At 59.4% G+C, this 25,263-nt stretch carries 28 protein-coding genes; 25 read left to right on the top strand and 3 right to left on the bottom strand.

Annotated features, from left to right (window positions below; translation table 11 throughout):
• The first annotated feature begins 1,076 nt into the window (after window positions 1-1,076).
• The 5 genes from F591_RS0101055 (at window position 1,077) to F591_RS0101075 (ending at window position 6,572) form a co-directional block, all read left to right on the top strand.
• Window positions 1,077-2,606 carry an NAD(P)/FAD-dependent oxidoreductase gene (locus F591_RS0101055; RefSeq protein ID WP_019532725.1) on the top strand — a complete coding sequence of 510 codons (1,530 nt, stop codon included), beginning with the start codon at window positions 1,077-1,079 and terminating at the stop codon, window positions 2,604-2,606.
• A complete protein-coding gene (locus tag F591_RS0101060) occupies window positions 2,563-3,180 on the top strand; it encodes a TetR/AcrR family transcriptional regulator (RefSeq protein ID WP_026326293.1) in 618 nt (205 codons plus the stop codon). The genes F591_RS0101055 and F591_RS0101060 overlap by 44 nt, the downstream gene beginning before the upstream one ends.
• A gap of 338 nt (window positions 3,181-3,518) precedes the next feature.
• Window positions 3,519-4,004 carry an 8-oxo-dGTP diphosphatase gene (locus tag F591_RS0101065; protein ID WP_019532727.1) on the top strand — a complete coding sequence of 162 codons (486 nt, stop codon included), beginning with the start codon at window positions 3,519-3,521 and terminating at the stop codon, window positions 4,002-4,004.
• 529 nt (window positions 4,005-4,533) lie between these two features.
• Window positions 4,534-5,160: a histidine phosphatase family protein gene (locus F591_RS27090; RefSeq protein WP_156829408.1), complete on the top strand. Its 627-nt coding sequence runs from the start codon at window positions 4,534-4,536 to the stop codon at window positions 5,158-5,160.
• Window positions 5,161-5,315: 155 nt separating this feature from the next.
• On the top strand, window positions 5,316-6,572 hold the full coding sequence (locus F591_RS0101075; protein WP_026326294.1) for an aspartate kinase: 1,257 nt from the start codon (window positions 5,316-5,318) through the stop codon (window positions 6,570-6,572).
• Window positions 6,573-6,609: 37 nt separating this feature from the next.
• Here F591_RS0101075 and F591_RS0101080 read toward each other — a convergent pair whose 3' ends face one another.
• The 3 genes from F591_RS0101080 to comA form a co-directional block, all read right to left on the bottom strand.
• Window positions 6,610-7,074, bottom strand: coding sequence for a DUF441 domain-containing protein (locus tag F591_RS0101080; protein ID WP_019532730.1), 465 nt, complete (start codon window positions 7,072-7,074; stop codon window positions 6,610-6,612).
• Between the two features lie 68 nt (window positions 7,075-7,142).
• Entirely contained in the window at window positions 7,143-7,874 is a 732-nt protein-coding gene (locus tag F591_RS0101085; protein ID WP_019532731.1) for a 2-phosphosulfolactate phosphatase, read from the bottom strand.
• 91 nt (window positions 7,875-7,965) lie between these two features.
• Entirely contained in the window at window positions 7,966-8,784 is an 819-nt protein-coding gene (comA, locus tag F591_RS0101090) for a phosphosulfolactate synthase (RefSeq protein ID WP_019532732.1), read from the bottom strand.
• Between the two features lie 143 nt (window positions 8,785-8,927).
• Between comA and F591_RS0101095 the strand changes: the two genes are divergently transcribed.
• The 20 genes from F591_RS0101095 to dxs all read left to right on the top strand — a co-directional run bounded on the left by F591_RS0101095 (window position 8,928) and on the right by dxs (window position 25,192).
• On the top strand, window positions 8,928-9,194 hold the full coding sequence (locus tag F591_RS0101095; RefSeq protein ID WP_019532733.1) for a YqhV family protein: 267 nt from the start codon (window positions 8,928-8,930) through the stop codon (window positions 9,192-9,194).
• Window positions 9,195-9,296: 102 nt separating this feature from the next.
• On the top strand, window positions 9,297-10,304 hold the full coding sequence (spoIIIAA, locus tag F591_RS27095) for a stage III sporulation protein AA (protein WP_019532734.1): 1,008 nt from the start codon (window positions 9,297-9,299) through the stop codon (window positions 10,302-10,304).
• Between the two features lie 73 nt (window positions 10,305-10,377).
• Window positions 10,378-10,896 carry a stage III sporulation protein SpoIIIAB gene (gene spoIIIAB / locus F591_RS0101105; RefSeq protein ID WP_026326295.1) on the top strand — a complete coding sequence of 173 codons (519 nt, stop codon included), beginning with the start codon at window positions 10,378-10,380 and terminating at the stop codon, window positions 10,894-10,896.
• 69 nt (window positions 10,897-10,965) lie between these two features.
• Window positions 10,966-11,169 (top strand): stage III sporulation protein AC, encoded by a 204-nt coding sequence (gene spoIIIAC / locus F591_RS0101110; RefSeq protein WP_019532736.1) that lies wholly within the window; start codon window positions 10,966-10,968, stop codon window positions 11,167-11,169.
• A 43-nt stretch (window positions 11,170-11,212) separates the two neighbouring features.
• A complete protein-coding gene (gene spoIIIAD, locus F591_RS0101115) occupies window positions 11,213-11,602 on the top strand; it encodes a stage III sporulation protein AD (RefSeq protein WP_019532737.1) in 390 nt (129 codons plus the stop codon).
• 65 nt (window positions 11,603-11,667) lie between these two features.
• Entirely contained in the window at window positions 11,668-12,990 is a 1,323-nt protein-coding gene (gene spoIIIAE / locus F591_RS0101120; protein ID WP_019532738.1) for a stage III sporulation protein AE, read from the top strand.
• 43 nt (window positions 12,991-13,033) lie between these two features.
• On the top strand, window positions 13,034-13,783 hold the full coding sequence (gene spoIIIAF / locus F591_RS0101125; protein ID WP_019532739.1) for a stage III sporulation protein AF: 750 nt from the start codon (window positions 13,034-13,036) through the stop codon (window positions 13,781-13,783).
• Between the two features lie 46 nt (window positions 13,784-13,829).
• Window positions 13,830-14,465 (top strand): stage III sporulation protein AG, encoded by a 636-nt coding sequence (spoIIIAG, locus tag F591_RS0101130; RefSeq protein WP_019532740.1) that lies wholly within the window; start codon window positions 13,830-13,832, stop codon window positions 14,463-14,465.
• Between the two features lie 179 nt (window positions 14,466-14,644).
• The gene (locus F591_RS0101135) at window positions 14,645-15,430 is read left to right on the top strand and encodes a SpoIIIAH-like family protein (RefSeq protein WP_019532741.1); all 786 of its coding nucleotides are present in this window, start codon (window positions 14,645-14,647) and stop codon (window positions 15,428-15,430) included.
• A 133-nt stretch (window positions 15,431-15,563) separates the two neighbouring features.
• Window positions 15,564-16,073, top strand: coding sequence for an acetyl-CoA carboxylase biotin carboxyl carrier protein (accB, locus tag F591_RS0101140; protein ID WP_019532742.1), 510 nt, complete (start codon window positions 15,564-15,566; stop codon window positions 16,071-16,073).
• Between the two features lie 35 nt (window positions 16,074-16,108).
• A complete protein-coding gene (accC, locus tag F591_RS0101145; RefSeq protein WP_019532743.1) occupies window positions 16,109-17,467 on the top strand; it encodes an acetyl-CoA carboxylase biotin carboxylase subunit in 1,359 nt (452 codons plus the stop codon).
• A gap of 172 nt (window positions 17,468-17,639) precedes the next feature.
• The gene (locus tag F591_RS0101150; protein WP_019532744.1) at window positions 17,640-18,050 is read left to right on the top strand and encodes an Asp23/Gls24 family envelope stress response protein; all 411 of its coding nucleotides are present in this window, start codon (window positions 17,640-17,642) and stop codon (window positions 18,048-18,050) included.
• A 78-nt stretch (window positions 18,051-18,128) separates the two neighbouring features.
• Window positions 18,129-18,689 (top strand): alkaline shock response membrane anchor protein AmaP, encoded by a 561-nt coding sequence (gene amaP, locus F591_RS0101155; protein WP_019532745.1) that lies wholly within the window; start codon window positions 18,129-18,131, stop codon window positions 18,687-18,689.
• Window positions 18,690-18,704: 15 nt separating this feature from the next.
• Window positions 18,705-18,944 (top strand): DUF2273 domain-containing protein, encoded by a 240-nt coding sequence (locus F591_RS0101160; RefSeq protein ID WP_019532746.1) that lies wholly within the window; start codon window positions 18,705-18,707, stop codon window positions 18,942-18,944.
• 83 nt (window positions 18,945-19,027) lie between these two features.
• The gene (gene nusB / locus F591_RS0101165; RefSeq protein ID WP_019532747.1) at window positions 19,028-19,501 is read left to right on the top strand and encodes a transcription antitermination factor NusB; all 474 of its coding nucleotides are present in this window, start codon (window positions 19,028-19,030) and stop codon (window positions 19,499-19,501) included.
• A gap of 79 nt (window positions 19,502-19,580) precedes the next feature.
• Window positions 19,581-20,447 (top strand): bifunctional methylenetetrahydrofolate dehydrogenase/methenyltetrahydrofolate cyclohydrolase FolD, encoded by an 867-nt coding sequence (gene folD, locus F591_RS0101170; RefSeq protein ID WP_019532748.1) that lies wholly within the window; start codon window positions 19,581-19,583, stop codon window positions 20,445-20,447.
• On the top strand, window positions 20,440-21,834 hold the full coding sequence (xseA, locus tag F591_RS0101175) for an exodeoxyribonuclease VII large subunit (protein WP_019532749.1): 1,395 nt from the start codon (window positions 20,440-20,442) through the stop codon (window positions 21,832-21,834). The genes folD and xseA overlap by 8 nt, the downstream gene beginning before the upstream one ends.
• On the top strand, window positions 21,803-22,060 hold the full coding sequence (gene xseB / locus F591_RS0101180) for an exodeoxyribonuclease VII small subunit (RefSeq protein ID WP_019532750.1): 258 nt from the start codon (window positions 21,803-21,805) through the stop codon (window positions 22,058-22,060). The genes xseA and xseB overlap by 32 nt, the downstream gene beginning before the upstream one ends.
• Window positions 22,057-22,965 carry a polyprenyl synthetase family protein gene (locus F591_RS0101185; protein ID WP_019532751.1) on the top strand — a complete coding sequence of 303 codons (909 nt, stop codon included), beginning with the start codon at window positions 22,057-22,059 and terminating at the stop codon, window positions 22,963-22,965. Before xseB ends, F591_RS0101185 begins: the two co-directional genes overlap by 4 nt.
• A gap of 340 nt (window positions 22,966-23,305) precedes the next feature.
• The gene (dxs, locus tag F591_RS0101190) at window positions 23,306-25,192 is read left to right on the top strand and encodes a 1-deoxy-D-xylulose-5-phosphate synthase (RefSeq protein WP_019532752.1); all 1,887 of its coding nucleotides are present in this window, start codon (window positions 23,306-23,308) and stop codon (window positions 25,190-25,192) included.
• Window positions 25,193-25,263 lie beyond the last annotated feature (71 nt).

A 25,263-nucleotide genomic window follows, 5' to 3' on the forward strand; every position in this document is an offset into this window, starting at 1 on the left:
CGATGCTTTTTTCAAGCATTTCACTGAGGTGAAGTGCTTTTTGTTTTTTGTGTGGAACGTTTTAACCATTTCGTCGGTTTTATTTAAGTAAACCCTTGGGGGTTGATGGGCCTCAAATTTGGTAGTAAAGGAATGGTTTTCCGGCTGCATTGGAGGTCAACGGCAAAACAAGCGGGGATTCAGCGACGAATACAAATTGTTCAACCACAACGTCCGTGTTTATTTGTCGGCTCGCCTACAGACCGAAAGCCTGGGAGTTGCAGTAGGTTACGATGCGGTGCGATCGAAGATCATGATCAAAAACGACGAGTTAAACGCGGTCGATAACAGTTACCCAGGTTTTTTAAAGCGGGAAACTTCCTAATTCATTAAGGCAGGTGACCGCACGAAAGATAAGCTTTTTCAACGATAGGAACCCCCTGTATTGGAATATTGCAAAAAATACAACATTTGACCCTCTATTTTGGAAAAAGAGACGGAATGTTGTATTTCGTACATGATTTTAAGCTCCATCAGCGAAAAAACCACTAAAACTGGCTCGAAATTTTGCACAAAATACAACATTCGCTCAAAAAATCAGCCAACAGGCCCGGTATTGTTGTACAAAATACAACATTCGTTGAGCTGCATGCGGAGTCCGCCGCAACACTGGCAAATCGCGCAAATCGATTAGCCGCATCCGAGCAAAAATGGAGCAGAGAGCGACGCGGGAAAGCACGGCTTCGCCCCCCGGCACCGAGCGTCCGCCTCAGCGGTGCGGGCAACTGAAATACGCCCGACTGGGCATCAGCGGAAGGCGTTCCGGCACATGGAGGGGATCTCCGCTCCGCAGTGTTGGCAGCGGTAATCCGCCCTGCCTGCCCAAGCACGAAGACACGCACCATGCACGCTTAGGCTGCATCATTCCATTTCGCCTACTCTGTAGACGCACGGATGTCGGGTTTGAATCAGAACGCTCGACTTGATCGTCTCCACCATTTTTTCTCTTGACGGGAAGCGCGGCATCATTTATTTTATTATTGACTGATTAAGTCAATCAAAAAATCATATGCAATTCCGAAAGGATGAGACGCGGAATGAAGCAAGCTGAGCAAGCAACAGGAAAAGCCATTGTCATTGGCGGAGGGTTTGCCGGAATATTGACGGCCAGAGTATTGTCCGACTATTACAGCGAGGTGCTTGTCATCGAGAAGGATGAGTATCCCGAGAAGCCCGGGGAACGGGCCGGCATTCCGCAAGCATTTCATCCGCATCGCTTTACCGACCGGGGGAAACAAATCGCGAACCGCTTGTTTCCGGGATATGAGGACGAAATGATCGCAGGCGGGGCCCGGTCTGTCCGCAATAAAAAGCTATATTTCCTGAATCAGTACGGGAGCCTGGAAATGCAAAACCCCGATGACGATCTCAAATTCAGCCGGGCGCTGCTGGAATGGGTATTGCGCCGGAGAGCGCACGATATTCCGAACGTCCGTTTTATGCCGAAGCACGAGGTCGTCTCCTTGCTGACGAACGCCGAGCGCAGCGCGGTGACCGGAGTCCGCGTATCGGAGCGCAGCGGCATGCGCCGGGAGCGGGAGCTTGCGGCCGAGCTTGTCGTCGAAGCAGGGGGACGCGGCTCCAGGCTGTCCGCATGGCTGACCGAGCTCGGCTATTCGGTGCCCGAGCCGAACCGGCTGCAGCTTTCTCTCGGATACAGCACGCGCCGCTATCGTATTCCTTCCCATCTGGCGCATTTGACGGAAATGTGGGATACTATACACATTTCGGGGCAGCCTGCGCAAGGAACATTCGGAGGCGTGTTCTCTACCATTGAGCATAACATGGCAGAGCTGGTGCTGAGCCGCCCTGGCGGACAATATCCGCCGGTAAATGCGAACGAGTTCGAGAAGGCCGTTGCCGGGCTTCCCGACAAGCTGATCGCCGACATCGTGCAGCAGCTGGAACCGCTGGCGCCGCCGCGGGCTTACCGGATACCGGAGCTGTACTGTCATTGCTACGAGCAGATGGATCGCTGGCCGTCCGGGCTATTGGTTATCGGCGACGCCTACTGCATTTACGATCCGGTATTCGGCCAAGGCATGACGGTCGCCGCCATTGCAGCCGAAATGCTGGGAAGCTGCCTGCGCGAACAGCAGAGCGAGCCCAGACCGGACTTCGCGCAGCGGTTTCACCGGTCCATCAAGCGGGTAATCGAGACGGCCTGGTGGTTCAATTGCGCCGCGGATTTGCAGTGGGAGCGGGTCGAATACGCCGGCCCAAGGCCACTGAAAGGCATTGAATTCGGCTGCCGGTATTTGGATCTGTTCTTGCGATATGCAACCGAACGGGGCGATCTTACGCTTTACGGGCTTTATTGGGGAGTCAGCTCGCTCGGGATTCCTCCGCGTTTTCTTTTTCATCCGGAGACGGCCGCTGCCGTTCTCGCAGCGACGGAGGAAGGGAAGCGGCTGCTGGGCGAGCTTGCGGCGGAGGGAGAGGAATTGGCCGACGCCTTGTTCCGAATACTGCCCGAACATTTTATAATGATGGATGACGAATCCGCGAAGGAGTGGGCCGCCATTGTCCCCGATGAACGAAAATCAACTGCACCAAATCCGGGATGAGCGCAAGGAACAAATTATGGGGGCTGCGCTGAAAGTGTTCGCCCGGAGAGGGCTGGCAGGCACGAAAATGAGCATGATCGCGCACGAGGCCGGCATCAGCCACGGCCTGCTCTATCATTATTTTAAATCGAAGGAAGAGCTGTTCGTTTCGCTCGTGGAGGAGGCGATGGAGGGCGCGGAAGCCGCGATGAAGGGGATCAGCGAATATCCGGGGACGGCGATCGACAAGATCAAGGCGCTGACGAAGGAGATTTTGGACGAAAGCGGCACGCCGTATTTTATGCTGATTCATCAGGCCCGTACGTCCGAAGGCGTTCCCGAGAAGGCCAAGGAACTGATCGACCGCTTGACGATGGAGTGGTTTGTCGAGCAGCTTCTTCCTGTATTTGTGGAAGGGCAGCAGGCGGGGGATATCATCTCCGGCGATCCGCGAGAATTGATCTCCACCTATCTGATGGTGTTATCCGGGTTAATGACGCTGGATGTGGAAGCGTACGGTTACCGGATGCCCAATATCGAGCTCTTGCTGCGCCTTGTCGCCGCCGCTCCGCCCGTAAGCGCCAGAGAAGGTTGAAGCGGCAGCGCATCCATGCCCGCGCTAAGCCTGCGGCGCCAAGGGCGCTAACGCCGATGCGATCTCAGCGATCCGCATCGGTTCTTTATTTTGACAGTTTTCAAGGAATCAGAGCATCATGTAACATATTAAGCAATTCCCGCTGCTAGCCGGAGCTGCGTCGGAAGAAGAGTAGCCCATCGAACCATCAAACGCAAAGGCGGCGCTGGCGGCGGACGGGAGAGCCGCTGGATCGTCCGGAAACCCGAAAAGCAGCAGATGGCAGCAGGCGGACTTTCGCAGGCGGTTCGTCGGGGCGACATACATAAATATGGAAAATGGCGGAGGTGCAAGTACGAATGGCCACTCAGCTTGAATATAAGCTCTATACGATGTGCATGGTGCAGGACAAGGATAAGGTGCTGCTGATCAACCGGCCGGACAGCAAAGGCTTTCCCGGATACATCGCACCCGGCGGCAAAGTGGAGTTTCCGGAAAGCATCGTGCAGGGCGCTATACGCGAAGTGAAGGAAGAAACCGGGCTAACCGTGACGGAGATCGTGTACAAAGGCTTGGCCGATTCATGCGACATCGCTACAGGCGAGAGATACATGGTATTTAATTATTTGGCGACGTCCTTCGCAGGAGAACTGCTGTCTGATCCGCCGGAAGGGGAGCTTTTGTGGGTCCCGATTGATGAAGCGCTGAACCTGCCGATGCAGGACTGGTTCAAGCGCAGGTTTCCTCTTTTCTTCCAGCCGGGAACCTTCGAGAGGAGCTCCGTTTGGGACAGCGTCGGCAGACGCACCTTGAGCGAAACGGTCAGAACCTATGAGCAAGGGTAACTTTCCAAAATAAAGCGCTGCGGCAGCGCCAGGCGGATGAAGGCTGGCGCCCGCAGCTCGGTCAGTACGCAGCCAGCAGCCAGGGCAGCTCCAGGCGGATGAGGGCTGGCGGGAATGCGCGCTTTAGCCCTCGTTTCAAGACCGGCAACGTGTTTCGCGCCGCCAGCTTTGGCAAGGTCAGCTCAGCGTGAAGGCCAGGACGATCGGTATGAGCGCGGCGGACATCAAGATCCAGCTTGGATGCAGGCGGCGCATGACCTGCGACTTTGCGGGGAAAGCATGAGGAACAATAAGAAGCGCCGGCCTACCGCACAATCGGATGAACAGGCGATGACTTGTGTCAGATCATGGAGACGGGTCGAGCGCATGAATTTGTCGAAGCGGCGGGACAGCGCTCGATTGCTGCGCCTTCCCGGGAAATATTCACCGGGAAATTCCCCGACGGGCATAAATCGGCGCATTTCCGGGTTCGAATGACAAGCACAGGGCGCATATACATAAAGATGACACTGTGAACGAGGTGAAGCTCGTGAGCGTTATATTCGTCATGTGCAGCAAAGCGGAGGCGAGCGGCCCGGGCGGAGGAGCGGCGGGCGCGCTGCATCAGGCGCCGCTGTCGCAGCGCGGCATCCGCTTCGCGCGGCGGCTGGCTAAAGCGATGGCGCTCTCGGATGAGGACGCGCTCGTCGCCGGGCCGATGCTCAGGGCGCTGCAGACGGCAGAACTCTGGGCGGGCGATTCCGGCTGCGCCCGCTTCGTGCATCCGCTCGCCGGCCCGAGGCCGTATCCGCTGCGCTTTAAGCTGCCGCCGCAGGCGTGGGACCCGCCGCTGGAGCCGAAGCGGATGGCCGCGGAGTTTCCCGCTTTTCTGCTGCCGGCCGGACTGCCGGAGCATCTGTGGCTGCAGGGCATCGCCTCGATGCCGGGGCCGCTGCTTGCCCAGCATGCCGCCACAATGCTGGGCTGGTGCAGGTCGCTTGAGAAGAGACGGGTGTTCATCGTCACAGACGAAGGCACGATCTCGTCCTACCGCCAGCTGTTCGCGTCTTCGATTCGCGAAGTTTCCGATATGCCGGAAGCTATGCTGGAAGCGGGCACCGGCACGTTTTGGGCGCTCGCGGGCGAGAGCGATCGCTCGTCGCCTTCGGCCCGCTGATATTTTGTCTAACAGCTCGAGCTCCATGCTCAGGATGAACGGCTTCATGGCAGGGCCGGACTCTATTTTTCGACATTTTTCTCTTTCATGTCGCTGAACGAGTATGATATAATCATACATTGTTATGCAAAAGTAACGGTAGGGAGTGAGCAGCTGTGTCACTGGTAGTCATGAAATTCGGCGGAAGCTCCGTCGGCGATGCGGAACGGATGAAGCGCGTGGCAGGCCGCATAGCGGAGCGCAAACGGGAGGGCCATCAGTGCGTCGTCGTCGTTTCGGCGATGGGCGATACGACGGACGATCTGATCGATCTGTCCAAGCAGATCTGCACGATCGCGCCTCCGGCCCGCGAGATGGATATGCTGCTCTCCACAGGGGAGCAGGTTTCGATCGCGCTGCTGTCGATGGCGATACAGAGCCTCGGACTGAAGGCCGTTTCGTTCACGGGGTGGCAAGCCGGCATGTACACGGAGGCGGTGCACGGCAAGGCGCGCATTACGGATATTCAGCCGGAACGCGTGATCAAGGCGCTCCATGAGGATAAAGTGGTTATCGTCGCGGGCTTCCAGGGGATGACGGAAGATGGCGAGATTACGACGCTCGGCCGCGGCGGATCGGATACGACGGCCGTGGCGCTGGCGGCAGCGATTCAGGCGGACGTCTGCGAAATATACACCGACGTCGACGGCGTTTATTCGACCGATCCGCGCATCGTGAAGGTGGCGCGCAAGCTGGACGCCATCTCGTACGATGAGATGCTGGAGCTGGCCAATCTCGGAGCGGCCGTATTGCATCCGAGAGCGGTGGAGTACGCCAAAAACTACAACGTCAAGCTCGTGGTCCGATCGAGCTTTACTTACAACGAAGGAACGATGGTCAAGGAGGAAGCCGCTATGGAACAAGGGATTGTAGTACGGGGAATCGCTTACGACAAGAATGTCGCCAGAATCAGCATCCTCGGGGTGGAAGAGAAGCCGGGGCAGCTGGCCAAAGTATTTACGGCGCTTGCCCAGGAGCAGATCGACGTCGATATTATCGTCCAGAGCGGCGTGTTGAACGGCCAGGCTGATTTCTCCTTCACCGTCGCGCTGTCCGATCTGGACAAGGCGCTGGGCGTCATCGAGAGCATTCGCCAGACGGTCGGATTCCGCGAGGTGACGTCGGAGACCGATCTGGTCAAGGTGTCGATCGTCGGTGCCGGCATGGTCAGCACTCCGGGCGTCGCAGCGAAGATGTTCGAGGTGATCTCCGATCTCGGCATCAGCATCCTGATGGTCAGCACGTCCGAAATCAAGACGTCCTGCGTCATCGAGAACGGTCGCTTGAACGAAGTGGTGCAGGCGCTGCATACGGCGTACGGCCTCGATACGGACACGACGGCCTTCGTCGGCGGACCGGCGGAGAGAAGGTAAGCCGCCTTCCGCGCCGCCGCGGCATCCAGCCTGCGGCTTAACGCAGCTTGTCGAATACGAACGTGAAGAGCTTCAGCAGGAAAGCGGTAATGCCCGCGGCCATCAGCGGCCCGACGGGAATGCCGCGCAGGAAGATGATGCCGATGATCGAGCCGAGCACAAGACCCACAATCAATTGTGGGTCTATTTTTAATAGCGCGAGCCCTTTTCCGTTCATATACGTTGCCAGCGCCCCGCCGAGCAGGGCCAGAATGCCCGGCCATGTCGTGAACACCGAGGTGACGTCCTTCAGCGAAATGCGTTCGCTGGCGAACGGCACAAGCACGCCCATCGTAAGAAAAAGCAGTCCCAGCTCCAGCCCGCGCCGTTCGATCGTCGGCAAATAGCGGTCCAGGCTGATCAATTTGACGACAAGAAGCACACAGGCTGCCGTCGTTATAATGTGGGAACGACCGAGCAGCCCGATGATAATCAGGACGACAAGCAATATCTCCCCGTTCATGCCAAGACCCCTTGTCTCATGGATTCTCTTTATTTGTATGAACGGGGGCTTGTTTTAGAACGCCTGCCTCAGATTTGCGCAGCCGCCAGGGACAGCTGGCCGCCCGACATGTCCGGAGCGAGCTCCAGCACGTTCGTTCTCGCGCAGTACAGGATATCGTCGCGGAAGCCGAGCTTCGTCAGCCGCCGGCCGTTCGCGCTGGACAGCAGTGCGTCGGTCAGCCGATCCTTGGCTTCGCGGTAGGCGTACAGCATGCTCCAGCCAAAATCGTTCATCTCGATGTCGCTGTCCCGGCCGCCGCCGAGCCGGATCAGTTCGTCCGCCAGCATTCCGGCGCACAAGCCGTCCTCCAGCGCGAATACATCCTGCGTGCCGGCGCAAAGAATGGCGATATCTTCGCCAAACGATGCGGCTTTGGCCGCGCAGGCTCTGCCGTTGAGCAGGGAGCCGATGAGGACGCGGCTGGCCTTGCCCGCCTTCTGGATCGCCCGGGTGCCGTTCGCCGTCGTCATGACGACGGTCCGGCCCCGAACCGCCTCCGCCGTATACTCCAGGGGAGAATTGCCGAGGTCGAAGCCGGGAATTTTGCGGCATGACCGCTCCCCGCCAAGCAAATAACCGCGCTGCTGCAGCTGTCTCGCCTGCTGCACCGTTTCCGCCGGGATGACGGCCTCCGCTCCGGCCGCCAGCGCCGCCAGCATCGTCGAGGTGGCGCGCAGCACATCGACGACGATGGCAATGCGATGGCCCAAATCTTCCGTCCGCGCTTCACTGACTGTGGGAATCACCTGAATGTTCATCACAGCGCCTCCTTTGTCCGTCTGCGGACGCATGCTTGCTGCGCCCGCGCTTCCACCAGCACTGCTTGCCTGCTCCGATCAGTACCGCGAATCATTCGCCCGCTTCCGCATTCTTCCGACCGAAATCGAACGTATCGGAACGAAGCCCCCGCCGCAGCGCCTCCAGCGAAATGACATCGCCTGCCGCAACATTCCCGATATGAATATCGGGACCGAGCATGCGCATCAGGTGCACCTGCTGCTCTTTATGGGGAGCTTCCCATAATAGGAGATGGCGGCTCGGGACATGAGCCAGCACCCGCTCGATCTCGTCATCCTTGCATTCCCCGTTGCTGTCGAAGATGCCGACGCCCTTGCCCGACTCGCGTCCCTCGATGGTGACAAGACAAGCCCCCAGATCGGTATCGACAGCGACCGTGTCGATCAACGCTTCGACCTCGATCGTCGAGCCCCAGCATTTTTTGCCGTATTCGGTAACGACGGCGAACCCTTCGTTGTCAGCCCGGCGAATCAGCTCGCTGCGGACTTTTCGCGACAATTCGATCGTGCCGTCGGAAATTTCAAGTCCGTTGAACCCCAAGGCGGAGATCATATGAAAATAATCGTCGACCGCGTCTTGCCGAATCGCCACCTCGAGGAATGTGCCGCCCGGATAGACGATGATATCGTGGGCTTTGGCCATCTCAATTTTTTCGCGGAGCAATCCGGTCGCATATAACGGCGAGGTGCCAAATCCGATCTTGAGCATGTCAATGTAAGCCCCCGCCGTCAGCAGCAGATCCTCCAAGGCGTGAAGACCGAGACCTTTATCGATCACCATCGTTTTTCCCGTCGTTCTCGGCTTGCTCTCGCGGACGCCCGCAGGGTCGCACAGCCGCTCGGGCCATCGGAGCGGTGCAGTTAACTCCATGTCATATCGCCTCGCAAATCATGATTAGGAATTACTGTCTCATCATATGCATTTTCGCTTGGGGCTGTGCCCAACGATGCCTAAAATGAGACGAGCCGGCATAGATTGATACAGTAATCGTGAGACAAGGGGGGAACGTAACCGTGCTGAGCAAAATCGTCCTCGGTATGGCCTCGCTGCGCCTGATGTCCGGCACTATCGAAATTATCGCCGCATTGATTATGCTGAGGCTGAATCAGGTCGACAAAGCGCTTATGGTCAATTCCGGTCTGGCGCTGGTCGGCCCGCTGGTGCTGTTGACCACGACGACGCTCGGGCTCGTCGGGATCGCCGAAAAGCTGTCCTTCGGCCGCCTGCTGTGGGTGCTTGCTGGCGTCAGCTGCATTTTTATCGGAATATTGAAAAAGTAATCCTGCTGGCAAGCAATCTTCCAATCGATTCTGTCATAATTCGATAGGCCAAGCATACATTGGGTTGTAAGAAAAAAGCTGGACAGCTTGGAGGGAAACGCGATGCAAACCGTACTTCCCCTGTTGTCTCCGCCGCTTCGCGCCAGAGTTGCCCGGCTCCCGGAGCCGGTGCTTGGCCGGCTGCAGGAAATTCGCATCCGCGAAGGTCGGCCGCTGGAGGTAGGCTGGGGGCTGGAATACGGCTTCGTCGGCGATGCCGGGGAGCCGACCCGTAACGCGCAGGCCGCCTACCGGCCGACCCGAAGCGACTGCTCGGCGCTGCTGGAAGCCCTCACTCAGCATTCGCTGTATACGTTCGAGGAAGAGCTGAAGCGCGGTTATATTACCGTGGCCGGCGGGCACCGGGTCGGGCTGGCCGGCAGGGTGCTGATCGAGGGAGGCAGAGTCAGAAGCGTGAAGGATGTGGCCGGCTTCAATATACGGCTGGCGAAGGAGTGGAAGAATGCCGGAGCCCGCCTGCTGCCGCAGCTGCTCGATCCGGTCTCCGGAGAACCGCTGCACACGCTGATCGTATCGCCGCCATGCCAGGGCAAGACGACGATGATTCGCGATCTGGCCCGGCTGCTCAGCGAAGGGGCCGGCGGCGCGCCGGACGGATTGCCGCTTCGCCCGGGCGCGAGGCGCAGCTACAAGGTCGGCGTCGTGGATGAGCGCTCGGAGATCGCCGCTTCCGTCAAGGGCGTGCCCACCTTCGATCTCGGCCCGCGGACGGATGTGCTCGACGGCTGCCCGAAGGCGGAGGGCATGATGATGATGATCCGCTCTATGTCGCCGGAGGTGCTCGTGGTGGACGAGATCGGACGGGCCGAGGATGCGGAAGCCGTGCACGAGGCGCTCCATGCCGGAATTGCGGTGCTGGCCACCGCCCACGGACGCGACGTCCGCGAGATTCGCCAGCGGCCGATTCTGCGGGAGCTGCTCGCGGCGCGCATTTTTCGCCGCATAGCCGTGCTGCGCAGGCATCCTCTGGCCGGCATCGAGGCGGAGGTGTTCGATGAGGACGCCAGGCCCATCGAGCCGCGCCGGCAGCTTGGGGGAGGAGGCCGATGAGCAGGCTGAAGGCGCGGCGGATTCCCGCGCGAGGATGCAGACGGGCAAGGGACGAGGATACGGAGGCGCCGCCATGTTGAAGCTGATCGGAGCCGCGCTCGTGCTGCTGTCGGGCGCATTGTTCGGGTATTTCCAGGCAGGGCAGTTGGCCGCCCGGCCCAGGCAGCTGAACGATTTGATTCGCGCTCTGCAGCGGCTCGAGACCGAGATCGTGTACGGCTTTACCCCTTTGCCCGAGGCGCTGGAGCGCATCGGCGCCGCCAGTCCCGATCCCGTCGGGCAGCTGTTCCGCTCGGCCGCCGCGAAGCTGGCGGAGAGCCGGGGCCGGCCCGTGCATCAGATATGGCAGGACACGCTTTCGCAAGGCTGGCGCCACACCGCCATGAAGCCGCCCGAGCGGGAAGCGCTCCGGCAGTTAGGCTTTACGCTCGGCTTGTCCGACCGCGAGGATCAGGCCAAGCATCTCAAGCTGTGCATGCTGCAGCTTGAGGCGGAGGAACGCCTGGCCCGGGACGAGCAGGGCAAGTACGAGCGGATGTGGCGGAGTCTGGGCTTACTGCTGGGAGCACTGGTCGTCATATTGATGTATTAGTAGAAGCCCGGGCTTTCCTTGCGGGGCAGCCTTCGGGGGATTAGGGCTTTTTGAGATGAGGTGCCGCCGATGAATGTGGACGTGAACGCGATATTCCAGATAGCCGGGATCGGCATCATTATCGCGATGATTCATACCGTGCTGAAGCAGATGGGCAAGGAGGATATGGCTCATTGGGTGACGGTGATCGGATTTGTCGTCGTGCTGTTTATGGTGGTCAATATGCTTGACAACCTGTTTAAGGAAATTAAAACGATCTTTTTGTTCCAATAGCGAAAGGTCGGCAGATCAAACGCGACGGGATAGGTGAGGGCCCTTGGAAATCGTGCAAATTGTCGGACTGGGCCTAATGACGGCGATTCTCGTGCTCATTGTCAAGGAGCAAAAGCCGATGTTCGCCTTCCTGCTCACCGTGTTTACCGGCATCACGATTTTCCTGTTCCTGCTCGGGAAGATCACTTCCTTGATCGGCGTGCTGGAGGAATTGGCGGGCAAGGCCGACGTCGACATGATCTTTTTGCGGACGATACTGAAAATTATCGGCATCGCCTATATCGCCGAATTCGGAGCGCAAATCGTGCGGGATGCCGGGCAGGAGGCGGTCGCCTCCAAGATCGAGCTTTCCGGCAAAATTCTCATTATGATCATGGCGATCCCGATCGTGACCGCCATCATCGAGACCGTGGTCAGGCTGCTGCCCGCATGACCGCGCGGGATGCCGGGGCGAGGGCGGCAGAGCGGAAGGAAACGGAGGACCAGGAGTGAAAGCCCATGCTGCAGCATTATCGGAGCAACCTATACGCGCGGTCAAACGGTCGCCTCTGCTCTCGCCGCGGACCGCATCGCAAAGCGGGCCAAGGCGGATGTTGGCGCCTGGCGATCCTGCTTGCGGCGCTTTGCGGCCTGCTTGTCGGAGGCACCCCGGCCGCCATGGCGGCGGAGCCGGCAGGCGCCCCGGCCATCGCTTCGCCAGGAGCCGAAGCCCATGCGGCCGGAGCGGCGTCGCCGCTCGAACGGCTGATCCAGGAGCAGGCGGAGCGATTGCCGCTCGAGCCGGTCGAGCAGTTCTGGAGCCGCCTCGTTCAGCAATACGGCGGCTATTTTCCCGACAGCCGCGTGCCGACCTTCGCGGAGCTGCTGGCCGGGACGCAGCTCAGCTTTTCCGCGGTGCTGGGCGGCATCCTGCGCTACCTGTTCCACGAGCTCTTGTACAACGGCAAGCTGATGGTGTCCATCGTCATCGTGACGATCTTTTGCATCCTGCTCGAGACGCTGCAAAGCTCGTTCGAAAAAAACGCCGTCAGCAAAATCGCCTATTCGATCTCCTTTCTGGTGCTGATGATTATGGCGATCAACAGCTTCAGCGTGGCCATCGGCTACGCCAAGGATGCGATTACCGACATGATTCATTTTATGATCGCTGTCGTGCCCTTGCTGCTGACGCTGCTGGCCTCGATGGGCAACCTGGTGTCGGTGTCGGTGCTGCATCCGCTCGTTGTCTTTATGATTCACGCCGTCGGAACAGCGATCTATCTGTTCGTGTTTCCGCTCCTGTTCTTCTCGGCCGTGCTTCATATCGTCAGCGCCTTGACGGACAAATACAAGGTAACGCATCTGGCGAATTTGCTGCGCAACGTCAGCGTAGGGGCTCTCGGCATTTTCGCGACCGTCTTTCTCGGCGTCGTATCGGTGCAGGGAGCGGCCGGATCGGTGACGGACGGCGTGGCGATCCGCTCGGCCAAATATATCGCCGGCAACTTTGTGCCGGTCGTCGGCAAAATGTTCTCCGACGCGACGGAGACGGTCATCGGCGCCTCGCTTCTCGTCAAAAATGCGATCGGGCTGGCGGGCGTCGTCATCATCCTGATGCTGTGCGCCTTCCCGGCGATCAAAATATTGGCGCTGGCCGCCATCTATCATGTGGCCGCTGCGGTGATGCAGCCGCTCGGGGACAACCCGATGATCGGCACGCTGTCCACGATCGGCAAAAGCCTGATCTACGTGTTCGCCGCGCTGGCGGTCGTCGGCCTGATGTTTTTCCTGGCGATCACGATCATGATCGCCGCCTCCAACATCTCGGTCATGATGCGCTGACCGGCGGCGCGAATGCGACAAGCGGCGAAAGGAGCTGACGGAGGTGGAATGGCTTAGCGGCTGGCTCAAATCGATCATTCTCGTCGTCTTGCTGGCGGTCTTCCTCGACCTGCTGCTGCCGAATCAGACGATGCAGCGGTACGTGCGGACGGTGATGAGCCTGTTCATCGTGCTGACGCTGATGTCGCCGCTGTTTTCGCTGATGGACGTCCGCCCGCAGATCGAACGGCGGCTCGCTAGCGGGCTGCTGCTGCAGAATCAGGCCGCAGGCGGGGGAGAGCTCCGCCCGGTCGCGGGCATCCGCAGCGACGCGGAAGCGTTCCGCTCGAAGCAGCAGGAGCAGTCGCTGCGGCTCGTTGAGTCGCAGGCGGCGGAGGTGATGAAGCAGCAGCTGGAGCAATCGCTGCGCATCCGGGTCGCTTCCATCCGCGTGAAGGCGGAGCTGAACGGCCAAGGACAGCCGGCGCTGAGCGGCGTCGAGGTGCTGGCGGCAAACGAAGCGGCAGAACAGAAGGCAGCGGAGCAGAAGGCAGCGGAGCGGAAGGCGGCGGGCGCCCGCGGCGGCAGCGCCCCGGCGTTGGTAGAGCCGATCGAGCCGATCGCCCCCGTCGCGATCGATATTCGGCCCGGCGGAGAAGCGCTCGCTCCGCATGCGGAAGCCGCAGCGGCGAAGGCGGAGTCTCCCGAGCTGGCGCAGAAGCGGACGCAGATCGTCAGCCTGATCGTGCGGGAATGGCAGCTGGACAGCGAGCAAGTGCGCGTCGATTGGAGAGAGCCGGATGCCCCGTCATAAGGGGCCTTGAAGCGAATGACGGCAGATTGCGACAGGAGGTGAATCCATGGGGAAGCTGTGGCAGTGGCTGGAGCAAAAGCTGGGCGGCGGCCCCGGCGGGGCCAAGCGCGTGCAGACGGTCCGGTGGCTGATGCTGGTCGGACTGGCCGGAGCAGCGTTCATGATACTCCACTCGTTCATTACCGTGAAGGAGGTGGACCCCATCGGATCGGTTCGCGGCTCGCCTGCGGAACCGGCCCAGCCCGCTTTTGGCAGCGGAGGAGACGAACGCACTTCATTTCGCGAATACGAGGAAGCCTACCAGAATCAATTGAAGAGCATTTTGACGAAGGTGGCCGGCGTCGGCGAGGTGGAGGTGCTCGTGACGATCGAATCGACGGAGGAGATCGTCGTGGAGCGCAGCACGCAGGAATCGCAGCAGATCACGAACGAGAAAGACCAGCAGGCAGCAACCCGCCATATCACGAATGTGACCCGCAGCGGGGAGGTGGTCATCTATGAAGTATCGGGGGGCGGCCGGCAGCCGCTGGTCACGAAATACATCAAGCCGAAAATTCGCGGCGTACTGGTAGTCGCCCGCGGGGCGGAAAACTTGACGGTGAAAAAAATGATCAGCGAAGCCGTCGAACGGGGGCTGGACGTCCCGCCGCACCGCATATCCATTCTGCCGCGGAAGCAGTGATTTTCCAGATTAGACGACCGATGACGAAGGAATCGCTCGTCATAGGCGGCTCTCTTGAAAATTTTGGGGGTAAACCGCCGGGCCAAAATTTCAACACCGCAGGCGACGACCGATGACGAGAGGAATCGCTCGTCATAGGCGGCTATCCCGATTATTTCAGTTCGAAGGAGGAACTACAAGTGAATTCAAAACGGCAAACGGTCTGGCTTGTCTCGATGCTCAGTCTGATGGTTGTGCTGTCGGCCTATTATCTGTTTACCGAAGATATCAGCGAGCTGGACCTGACGGCGACCGATCCGAAAGGCAGCGAAGTGGTGATCAACGTGAACGATCTGAATGCGGCCGGAACGGAAGCCGGCGGCAAGACGGGGATTCGCCTGCCTGCCGCAGACGGCTCCAGGGAAAACGCCGCCAAGTCCGGCCCGTCGCAGCCGGAAGCGTCCGGCGAAGCGAAGGCCGAGTCCAGGGACAGCGGCAGCAAGGCGGAGAAGGCGCCTTCCGCCAACAGCGATAAGCCTTCCTCGGCAGACGGCGGCGAACCGGCCCAGCCGGTGTCCTCCACCGCCAGGGACGCGCAGGTGCTGGAGCAGGTGCAGCAGTCGCAGACGGCGAAGGCGGGCGAAGATTACTTCATCGGCCTGCAAATGAAGCGCGACGAAGAGATTGCGAGGAAAGTCGAGCAGCTGATGACGATCACGGCGGATACGAAGCAGACGGCGGAAGCCGCCGCCAAAGCGGAGCAAGAAATCCGGAAAATTCAAGAGATGGAAGCGAAGATCGACAGCCTTGAGGAAGCGCTGATGAAGGACTTCCCGCTAGTCGCCGTCACCCAGGAGGGTGACAAGTGGAAAGTGACCGTGCAGGCCGCGAAGCTGGAGAAGAGCCAGGTCGTCAGCATTACCGATCTGATGTTCAGCGAGCTCGGCGTCTCCCCGGAGCAAGTGGCCGTCGCCTACCGTCCTTAAGCACGATTGCCGCTCCTTCCATAAGCGACTGGAGAAAGGGTCCGGACAAACTGGACTCTTTCCATTTCTATCGTTTATAGTTATAATATCAAAGTCGTCCGTAACACCCAAGTTGAAGGAGTGAGGCATTTCCGTGTTTAAATTAAGCGAGATTAAGGAATTGATCAAGCTTGTCGATCAAACCTCCATTCAGGAACTGGAAATCGAGAATGAAGGCACCCGCCTTTCGATTCGTAAACCGAATATATCCGAGCCCGCTGCTCATATTGCCGCGCAGGCGCAGGCGCCGATAGCCTATCCGCAGGTCGTCGCCGTTCCGCAGGCAGCGGCGCCAAGCGCTGCGGTGCAAGCTCCGGCAGCCGCTGCACCCGCGCAGCCGGCAGAGCAGGCCGACGACTCGAGCTTACATAAGATTGTGTCCCCGATGGTCGGCACCTTCTATGCTGCTCCCTCGCCGGGAGCAGCTCCGTATGTTACGAAGGGCAGCCAGGTGACCGAGAAAACGATCGTCTGCATCGTCGAGGCGATGAAGCTGATGAATGAGATCGAAGCGGAGGTCGCCGGCGAGATTGTGGAAGTGCTCGTTCAGAACGGCCAGCTGGTCGAATTCGGCCAACCGCTGTTCCTGGTCAAGCCGCACTAAGCTCTTCGAGGGCGAATCGTAAGGGGAGAATGCAATTGAAGTTTCGCAAAGTACTGATCGCCAACCGCGGGGAAATCGCCGTCCGCATTATCCGGGCATGCCAGGAGCTTGGCATCTCTACGGTAGCGGTCTATTCCGAGGCCGACCGCGATGCGCTTCATGTCCGTCTGGCGGACGAGGCATACTGCATCGGCCCGACGATGTCCAAGGACAGCTACCTCAATTTCACCAACATTATGAGCGTGGCTACGCTCACCGAGACCGACGCGATTCATCCCGGTTACGGCTTCCTTGCGGAGAACGCCGATTTCGCCGAAATTTGCGAAAGCTGCAACATCGCTTTTATCGGACCGTCGCCTGAAGCGATCAGCCGAATGGGGGACAAGTCGGTCGCCAAGCAGACGATGAAGGAAGCGGGCGTGCCGGTCATTCCCGGTTCGGACGGGCTGATCGAGGATCTGGACGAGGCGATTCGTCTCGGCCGCGAGATCGGCTATCCGCTGATCATCAAGGCGACGGCCGGAGGAGGCGGCAAAGGCATCCGGCTGGCTGAGAATGAGGAGATGCTCATTCAGCAGATTACGACAGCACAGCAGGAAGCGCAGAATGCGTTCGGCAACGCCGGCGTGTATCTGGAGAAATATTTGACCGGCATGAAGCACGTGGAAATTCAGGTGCTGGCCGACAAGCACGGCAATGTCGTCCATCTCGGCGAGCGCGATTGCTCCGTGCAGCGCCGCCGCCAGAAGCTGGTCGAGGAGGCGCCTTGCCCGATTCTGACGCCGGAAATTCGGCAGCAGATGGGCGAAGCTGCCGTGAGAGCGGCCAAGGCCGTGAATTATGCGGGCGCGGGGACGCTGGAGTTTCTACTTGGGCCGGACGGACAATTCTACTTTATGGAGATGAATACCCGCATTCAGGTCGAGCATCCGGTCACCGAGATGATCACAGGCATCGACATCATCAAGGAAATGATCCGCATCGCCGAAGGTGAACCGCTTTCCTTCACGCAAGAGGACGTGGTGATCGACGGCTGGTCCATCGAATGCCGCATCAACGCGGAGGACCCGAGCCGCAACTTCATGCCGTCGGCCGGCCAAATCCAGTTCTACCTGCCGCCGGGCGGCTTCGGCGTGCGCGTCGACAGCGCTGCCTATCCGGGATATACGATTTCGCCGCATTACGATTCCATGATCGCCAAGCTGATCGTGTGGGCGCCGGACAGGAACGAGGCGATTGAGCGGATGAAGCGGGCGCTGTCCGAATTTGCCATCGAAGGCATCCACTCTACCATTCCGTTCCACCTGAAGCTTCTCGAGCACAAGAAGTTTTTGGCAGGCGATCACGACATCAAGTTTCTGGAAGAGCACGACATCAACGACCCGGATTCGTAATCGGGCCGGCTTGGCCGGATTCGTTGTCATATTTTAATCGAAATGGTATAGTATACAATAAAGACAAGTTGCCGATGTCCGGCGCTGCCGGGTCGTTTGCTTCCCGCAGCTTAAGCCGCGAACAAGCAAGGAGGCAAGCTTCGCATCCAAAGCCATTAGGAGGTACCGAGCCATGAGCATCATAGCTGCGGATTATGAGAAGACCGAGATGGGCACGATTCAGATTGCCCCCGAGGTGATTGAGATCATTGCCGGCATGGCGACGACGGAAGTCCCGGGCGTAGCGGGCATGAGCGGCGGTTTCGCAGGCGGCATCGCGGAATTGCTCGGCCGCAAGAACATCACCAAGGGCGTGAAGGTCGAGGTCGGTCAGCGCGAAGCGTCGATCGACGTATCGGTCGTCATCGAATACGGCACCCGTATTCCCGAGGTGGCAAGTGCCGTCCAGAGCAGTGTCAAGCATGCCATCGAGTCGATGACGGGGCTTCAGGTCGTGCAGGTGAACGTGCACATACACGACGTTATTTTTAAAGGGGCGGAGAAGCCGGAGACGGAGGAAGCCTCCCCGCAGCGCGTCAAATAATCACTCAAAGTCCGGAAGCAAACCCCCTACTGCCAGGTCAGGGGGTTTCCTCCATCTATCGGAAGGAGACAAATCATCGTGGTAAAAGTCCTGGACCGATTGCTGCTTATGCTGTTCAGTCTTGCGATACTGGTTGTTGCCCTCATCCTTCTGACCGCAGGCTTCGGCCTGATCGGATACCGAGACGCGCAGGCGTTCGTCAGCGATGTTTACAGCGATATGGGCACAGCCGTGCCGTTTCTCTGCGTCACAGCTGTCATGGCTCTCATCAGCATCCGCTTCCTGTACGTATCCTTTCGCAGCGGACGAGCTTCAGCTCCGTCGATCGACCAGCGCACCGAATACGGGGATATTCGCATCTCGCTGGATACGGTGGAGAATTTGGCCTTGAAGGCGGCGGGCCGCACCCGGGGACTGAAAGATTTGCGGGCGCGCGTGAACGTCAGCCAGGCAGGGATCGAAATTACCGTCCGCGCTCTCGTTGACGGCGAGCATCCGATTCCGGGCATGACGGAAGAGCTGCAGGCGAATATCAAATCCTATGTCGAAGAGATCACGGGCATTCCCGTAGCTTCGGTCTCCGTGTTCGTTGCCAATATTCAATCGTCAACGCCAACCTTCAAGAGTCGAGTGGAATAGAGGTGATTTTCCCGGATGTGGAGACTATGGTGGGAGCAGCTCTGGGAGCGGCATAGAGGAGCGACGCTCGGCTCGGCCGTCGGCCTTGCGCTTGGCATCGTTTATTTGATAAGCGGATTGCTGGATATGTTAATCTTTGCCCTGATCGTATATACTGGATATTACATAGGGAAAAGAGCGGACCGCAACATGCCGCTCATTCCCGATCAAGACGAATGGCGGCGGTTATTGGACAAATGGAGAGGGTTCCGTTAAAATCCTTGGGTTCAAGCCTTGGATTTTTTTGTTGCCTTCGCGAAGGCCGCCGCAGTTCGGACAACCCGGAAGGAGCAACACGAATGAGACGCAGATTGGCTAGAGAACTGGCCCTGCAATGCTTGTATCAGATCGAAATGAACGACGTCTCTGCGGAGGCCGCGATCGACCACGTGCTGGAGGAAGCGCAGACGGAGGACGAGGCCAAGCTCATGCAGGAAAAGGATCAAATCTCGGCCCAATACGTGACCGAGCTCGTCAAAGGCACGGCGTCGCGCCGCAGCGACATCGATGCGCTGCTGTCGGACTATTTGAAGGGCTGGCAGATGGACAGGCTGTCCAAGGTGGACCGCCAAATTTTGCGGCTTGCCGCTTACGAGATGATCTACCGCGACGATGTGCCGCCGAAGGTTGTCGTGAATGAAGCGATCGAGATGGCGAAGCTGTTCGGCACGGAGGAGTCAGGCAAATTCGTCAACGGCGTCCTGGGCCAATTGATCAAGGATGCCGAAGCGATCCGGGGGCGGGTGCAGACCCAGGGACCGGCGCAGCCGTAAAGAAACGGCGAGCATTGGATGGGCGACCCGCCGGCCTTGCAGAGGCCGGCGGGCGTCCCGAGAGAGGGGAGCAAATGAGATGACAGCGCATATTATTAACGGAAAGGAAATCGTCGCCGCCTACCGGGCGCAGATCAAGGAACAGACGGAAGCGCTTCGCAGCCGCGGCGTTCAGCCGGGGCTTGCCGTCATTATCGTCGGCGACGATCCGGCCTCGCACGTCTATGTAAGAAACAAGGCCAAAGCTTGTGAGGCAGCAGGCATGCATTCCGAAGTGTACAAGCTGCCGGAAAATACTCCCGAAGGGGAAGTGCTGGACCTGATCGGGAAGCTTAACGAAGATGCCGGCATTCACGGCATTCTCGTACAGTCGCCGCTGCCTGGGCATATATCGGAGGAGCGGGTTGTCGAGGCGATCGCCGTAGAGAAGGATGTCGACTGCTTTCACCCTGTCAACGTCGGCAATCTGATGATCGGCAAGCCGGGGCCGTCGCCCTGCACGCCGGCCGGCGTCATCGAAATTTTGAAAAAAATCGGCGTCGATATCGCCGGCAAGCACGCCGTCGTTGTCGGCCGCAGCAACATTGTCGGCAAGCCGATGGCGATGCTGCTGCTGCGCGAGCATGCGACGGTAACGGTGTGCCATTCGCGCACGCCGGATTTGGCGGCGATTACGCGCCAGGCCGATATCCTCGTGGCGGCCGTAGGCCAGGCCCGCATGATCAAGCGCGAGCATGTGAAGCCGGGCGCCGTCGTGATCGACGTCGGCATCAACCGCTTGCCGGACGGCAAGCTGGCCGGAGATGTGGACTTTGACGATGTGCTTGAAACCGCAAGCTATATTACGCCCGTGCCGGGCTGCGTAGGTCCGATGACGATTACGATCCTGCTGCGCAATACGCTTGAGGCCGCGCAGCAGGCCGCGGGAGCGCAGGTGAATGCGTAGCCCAGGGAAGGACAGGCAAGTCTTCTCGGTCAAGGAGCTTAACCGCTACATCAAGATGATGCTGGAAGGGAACGACCGGCTGCAACACGTCTGGGTGCGCGGCGAAATATCCAATTTTACGCATCATTCCAGCGGGCACATGTATTTTACGCTGAAGGACGCGGACAGCCGGCTCAAAACCATCATGTTCGCCTCCTACAATCAGCGGCTTCCTTTTATTCCGCGGGAAGGGGCCAAGGTGCTCGCCTGCGGCAATATTTCGGTATATGAACGCGACGGACAATACCAGTTCTACGTGACGCAGATGCAGCCTGACGGCATCGGCAGCCTGTATCTCGCCTTCGAGCAGCTGAAGAAGAAGCTGGAGGCGGAAGGGCTGTTCGCGGCCGAGCGGAAGAGGCCGATCCCCCGCTTTCCCCGGGCGATCGGCGTCATCACCTCCCCGACGGGAGCGGCTGTGCGCGATATCATCACCACCCTGCAGCGCAGATATCCGGCGGTGCCGGTGCTGCTGTATCCCGTGCTGGTGCAGGGGACGCAGGCGGCGCCGTCGATCGTGAGGGCGATTGAGGAGATGAACCGGCTCGGCGAAGTCGATGTGCTGATCGTCGGCCGCGGCGGCGGCTCGCTCGAGGAGCTGTGGGCGTTCAACGAGGAGGCGGTCGCCCGGGCTATCTCCGCCTCGGCGATTCCCGTCATCTCCGCGGTCGGCCACGAGACCGATTATACGATCGCCGATTTCGTCGCCGACCTGCGGGCCGCCACCCCGACGGCTGCGGCAGAGCTGGCGGTGCCGCACCATCTGGAGCTGAAGCAGCAGCTCGCCTACATGGAGCAGCGGCTGTACCGCAGCCTGAACAAGCGACTGGAATCGAGCCGCGAGCGCTTGAACCGGCTGCGCCGGTCGCCGTATTTGACGAACCCGCGGCGCCAGCTGCTGCTCCAGCCGGCCGAACGGCTGGACCGGGTCAAGGAGCAGCTGCGGTTCAAGATGCAAGGCCGGCTGGCTCTGGCTCATGAGCGCAAGATGCGCTTGGACAAGCGGCTGGCGGCGAGCAATCCGAAGGAGCAAGCCGTATTCGCCAGAAGGCGGCTGGCCTCGGCCGCGAAGCAGCTGCAGGTGGCGATGCAGGTGCTGAAGAAGCACAAAAGCCAGCAGCTCGTATCGGCCATGCGCCAGCTTGATGCGTTAAGCCCGCTGAAGGTGATGCAGCGCGGATACGGGCTTGTGTACGACGAGCAGGAGAAGCAGCTGATCAAGTCGGTCGCGCAGGTCGAGATCGGCGATATTTTGCGGCTGAAGCTGGCTGACGGGCGCATCGATTGTCATGTCTGGTCAATGGAGGAGAATAAGCATGGCGGAACAGGAAACGACACCGAGCTTTGAGGAAGCGATGGACCGGCTCGAGAGCATCGTTGCCCGGCTGGAGAGCGGCGACGTGCCGCTGGAGCAGGCGATCGAGCTGTTTCAGGAAGGCATGAAGCTGTCGCAGCTGTGCGGCAGCAAGCTGGAGCAGGTCGAGCGCAAGATCGAAATTTTGCTGGAGCAGGACGGCGAGCTTGTCAAGAAGCCGTTCCAGCCCGGGAGCGAAGAGAGAGGGGACAGCCGATGAACGGCCAGACCCGGAGCGAGCTCAAGCAGTATATAGCGGAACAGGCGGCTCTCGTTGAAGCCGAGCTGGAGCGCTTTGTGCCGCAGACGTGGGACATTCCGGCCAAGCTGCGCGAATCGATGATGTACTCCTTAATGGCCGGGGGCAAGCGGCTGCGTCCGATCCTGGTGCTGGCCGCCTGCGAAGCGGTCGGCGGACGCCCGGAAGCGGCCCTTCCCGTCGCGCTGGCGGTAGAGATGGTGCATACGTATTCGCTCATTCATGACGATTTGCCGGCGATGGACAATGACGATTACCGCCGCGGCAAGCCGACGAACCATAAAGTGTACGGCGAAGCGATGGCGATTTTGGCCGGCGACGCCCTGCTGACGCATGCTTTCTATACGGCGGCCCAGGCGCGCAAGAACGGCATACCGGCTGACCGGGTCGTCGATATCGTCGAGGAACTGGCCTTGCTGGCCGGCGCGCGGGGGATGGTCGGCGGGCAGGTGGCCGATATGGAAGGCGAGCAGGGGCTGACCCGGCTGGAGGAGCTCGAATACATTCACCTTCATAAGACAAGCGACCTGATCGTCTTTTCGCTGAAGGCGGGCGCGCGCATTGCCGGCGCAGAAAGCCGTCAGCTGGAGGCGCTGGAACGCTATGGGACTTGCATAGGCCTTGCTTTTCAGATTCAGGACGACATCCTCGACCTGACCGGCGACGAGCAGAAGCTGGGCAAGCCGGTGCAAAGCGATGTCAAGCAGCAGAAGGTGACTTATCCGTATTTTATCGGGCTGGAAGCTTCGGCAGCCAAGGTCAGGCAGCTGACGGAGGAAGCGAAGGCGGCGGTGCGGGAAGCGTCCTTTCCTCATCCCGAACGGCTATTGGAGCTGGCGGATTATCTGATGAACCGCGATCATTAAGGAAGCATCGGCGGCCGCTGCAGCTGCTTTGGCCTGGCAGACCCCTGTGTCTTAAGCAGGCTTTATTTGAGCGCGGGAGCGGCTTTGTGATATAATGTGCACGAAGTTGCTCTTTTTTGGGATAAAGACGTAAAAATAAACATTCGACGATAGATAGCAACGGCCGATGCGCGGCTGCGCAGGCGGCAGAAGCGCGGCAGCGCCGCGCAGCGGTATGGAAGGGTTTCCTTGGAGGCGATCGGATATTGAATGATAACCAAGACAACGGCATTTCGAACGCGGTCCGGCATCAAGCAGTCTGCAGCACGGCAAATCACGAACGGAAAGCGAGGGAACAAGCATGCTGCTCGATCAGATTCATAGTCCGCAGGATTTGAAACGCCTTGCGCCGGACCAACTGGAGCAATTGTCGGCTGAAATCCGGCGGTTTCTGGTGGAGAAGCTTTCCGTCACCGGCGGTCACCTCGCACCGAACCTTGGTGTCGTCGAATTGACGATTGCTCTTCATTATTTGTTCGATAGTCCGAACGACAAATTTATTTTTGACGTGGGTCACCAATCGTACGTGCATAAAATTTTGACAGGCAGAAAAGACCAGTTTGACACGCTGCGCAAATATAAAGGATTGTGCGGATTCATCAAGCGCTCCGAAAGCGAGCACGACGTGTGGGAAGCCGGCCACAGCAGCACGTCGCTGTCGGCGGCGATGGGCATGGCGGTCGCTCGGGATTTGCAGGGCGGCTCGAACCGCATCGTCGCGTTGATCGGAGATGGGGCGCTGACCGGCGGGATGGCTTTGGAGGCCATGAACCATATCGGCCACGAGCAGCGCAAGCTGATGGTGATCTTGAACGATAACGAGATGTCGATCGCCCCGAACGTAGGAGCGCTGCACAATTATCTCAGCCGCATCCGCTCCGACCGGCATTACGTGAAAGCGAAGGAAGAGGTCGAGCACCTCATCAAGAAAATTCCGGCTATCGGCAGCACGCTGGCAAGAACCGTCGAGAAGGTGAAGGACGGATTGAAATATATCGTCGTTCCCGGCGTCTTGTTCGAGGAGCTCGGCTTCACCTATTTGGGTCCGGTGGATGGGCACAATCTGCCGCTGTTGATGGAGACGCTGCAGCAGGCGGACAGCATCGAAGGTCCCGTGCTCGTTCACGTGGTTACGATCAAGGGCAAAGGCTACTCGCCGGCGGAGGCGGATTCCCATGGCTGGCACGGCGTCAGCCCTTACAAGATCGAATCCGGCCAAATTCTGAAATCGGTCGGACCGCCGATGTACACCGACGTGTTCGGACGCACGCTGATCGAGCTGGCCAAGCAGGATGAGCGCATTATTGCCATCACTCCGGCCATGCCGGGCGGCTCTGGCCTGATGCGCTTCGCCGAGCAATTTCCGGGCCGCATGATCGATGTCGGCATTGCCGAGCAGCATGCCGCCACGCTGTCGGCCGGGCTGGCCGCCGAAGGCATGAAGCCGATCTTCGCGGTGTATTCGACGTTTCTGCAGAGGGCTTACGACCAGGTCGTTCACGACATTTGCCGGGCGAAATTGAACGTGACCTTTGCGATCGACCGGGCCGGTTTTGTCGGGCCGGACGGCGAGACGCATCAGGGAGTATACGATATCGCCTATTTGCGCAGCTTGCCGAACATGGTGCTGATGATGCCGAAGGACGAGAACGAGCTCCGGCATATGATGAAGACGGCGCTCGAATATGACGATGGTCCGATCGCCTACCGTTATCCGCGCACTAACGGAGTGGGCGTGGAGCTGGACGAGAAGCTGCAGGCTATTCCGATCGGCAGCTGGGAAGTGCTGCGGCCGGGCGGCGATGCCGCGGTGCTGGCTGTAGGGCCGATGATTAAGCCTGCGCTGGAGGCGGCCGAGCGAATGGCCAAGGAGAACGTCCATGTTCGCGTCGTGAATGCGCGGTTCATCAAGCCGATGGATGAAGCGATGCTCATGCAGCTGGCCAATGAGGATATCCCGATCATGACAATCGAGGAAGGGGCCCGCATGGGCGGCTTTGGCAGCGGCGTGCTTGAATTTTACTCCGGCCGCGATATCTACGGACTTCGCATCAAAACGATCGGCGTTCCGGACTATTTCGTCGAGCACGGCTCCGTCGCGGAGCAGAGGGAGGAAGTCGGCCTGACGGCGGACCGGCTTGTCGCCGAGCTGCAGGCGCTCGCGCCCCGCAAGCGGCAGCGGGCTTAAACGGCGCCATCCGGCGCCGTTTTTGCGCTGTCTGCGCTTTATGTTACGATTTTACTAACGGATCGGGAAGG

Origin of the sequence: Paenibacillus ginsengihumi DSM 21568, from assembly GCF_000380965.1 — a bacterium.
GTDB classification, from domain to species: domain Bacteria; phylum Bacillota; class Bacilli; order Paenibacillales; family NBRC-103111; genus Paenibacillus_G; species Paenibacillus_G ginsengihumi.

Excerpts from the sequence above, each read along its gene's own strand:
- F591_RS0101055 (WP_019532725.1), top strand. The coding sequence starts at position 1,077 with ATGAAGCAAGCTGAGCAAGCAACAGGAAAAGCCATTGTCATTGGCGGA.
- F591_RS0101065 (WP_019532727.1), top strand. The coding sequence starts at position 3,519 with ATGGCCACTCAGCTTGAATATAAGCTCTATACGATGTGCATGGTGCAG.
- F591_RS0101080 (WP_019532730.1), bottom strand. The coding sequence starts at position 7,074 with ATGAACGGGGAGATATTGCTTGTCGTCCTGATTATCATCGGGCTGCTC.
- F591_RS0101085 (WP_019532731.1), bottom strand. The coding sequence starts at position 7,874 with ATGAACATTCAGGTGATTCCCACAGTCAGTGAAGCGCGGACGGAAGAT.
- comA (WP_019532732.1), bottom strand. The coding sequence starts at position 8,784 with ATGGAGTTAACTGCACCGCTCCGATGGCCCGAGCGGCTGTGCGACCCT.
- spoIIIAA (WP_019532734.1), top strand. The coding sequence starts at position 9,297 with ATGCAAACCGTACTTCCCCTGTTGTCTCCGCCGCTTCGCGCCAGAGTT.
- spoIIIAB (WP_026326295.1), top strand. The coding sequence starts at position 10,378 with ATGTTGAAGCTGATCGGAGCCGCGCTCGTGCTGCTGTCGGGCGCATTG.
- spoIIIAC (WP_019532736.1), top strand. The coding sequence starts at position 10,966 with ATGAATGTGGACGTGAACGCGATATTCCAGATAGCCGGGATCGGCATC.
- spoIIIAE (WP_019532738.1), top strand. The coding sequence starts at position 11,668 with ATGCTGCAGCATTATCGGAGCAACCTATACGCGCGGTCAAACGGTCGC.
- spoIIIAG (WP_019532740.1), top strand. The coding sequence starts at position 13,830 with ATGGGGAAGCTGTGGCAGTGGCTGGAGCAAAAGCTGGGCGGCGGCCCC.
- F591_RS0101150 (WP_019532744.1), top strand. The coding sequence starts at position 17,640 with ATGAGCATCATAGCTGCGGATTATGAGAAGACCGAGATGGGCACGATT.
- F591_RS0101160 (WP_019532746.1), top strand. The coding sequence starts at position 18,705 with ATGTGGAGACTATGGTGGGAGCAGCTCTGGGAGCGGCATAGAGGAGCG.
- nusB (WP_019532747.1), top strand. The coding sequence starts at position 19,028 with ATGAGACGCAGATTGGCTAGAGAACTGGCCCTGCAATGCTTGTATCAG.
- folD (WP_019532748.1), top strand. The coding sequence starts at position 19,581 with ATGACAGCGCATATTATTAACGGAAAGGAAATCGTCGCCGCCTACCGG.
- xseA (WP_019532749.1), top strand. The coding sequence starts at position 20,440 with ATGCGTAGCCCAGGGAAGGACAGGCAAGTCTTCTCGGTCAAGGAGCTT.
- xseB (WP_019532750.1), top strand. The coding sequence starts at position 21,803 with ATGGCGGAACAGGAAACGACACCGAGCTTTGAGGAAGCGATGGACCGG.
- F591_RS0101185 (WP_019532751.1), top strand. The coding sequence starts at position 22,057 with ATGAACGGCCAGACCCGGAGCGAGCTCAAGCAGTATATAGCGGAACAG.
- dxs (WP_019532752.1), top strand. The coding sequence starts at position 23,306 with ATGCTGCTCGATCAGATTCATAGTCCGCAGGATTTGAAACGCCTTGCG.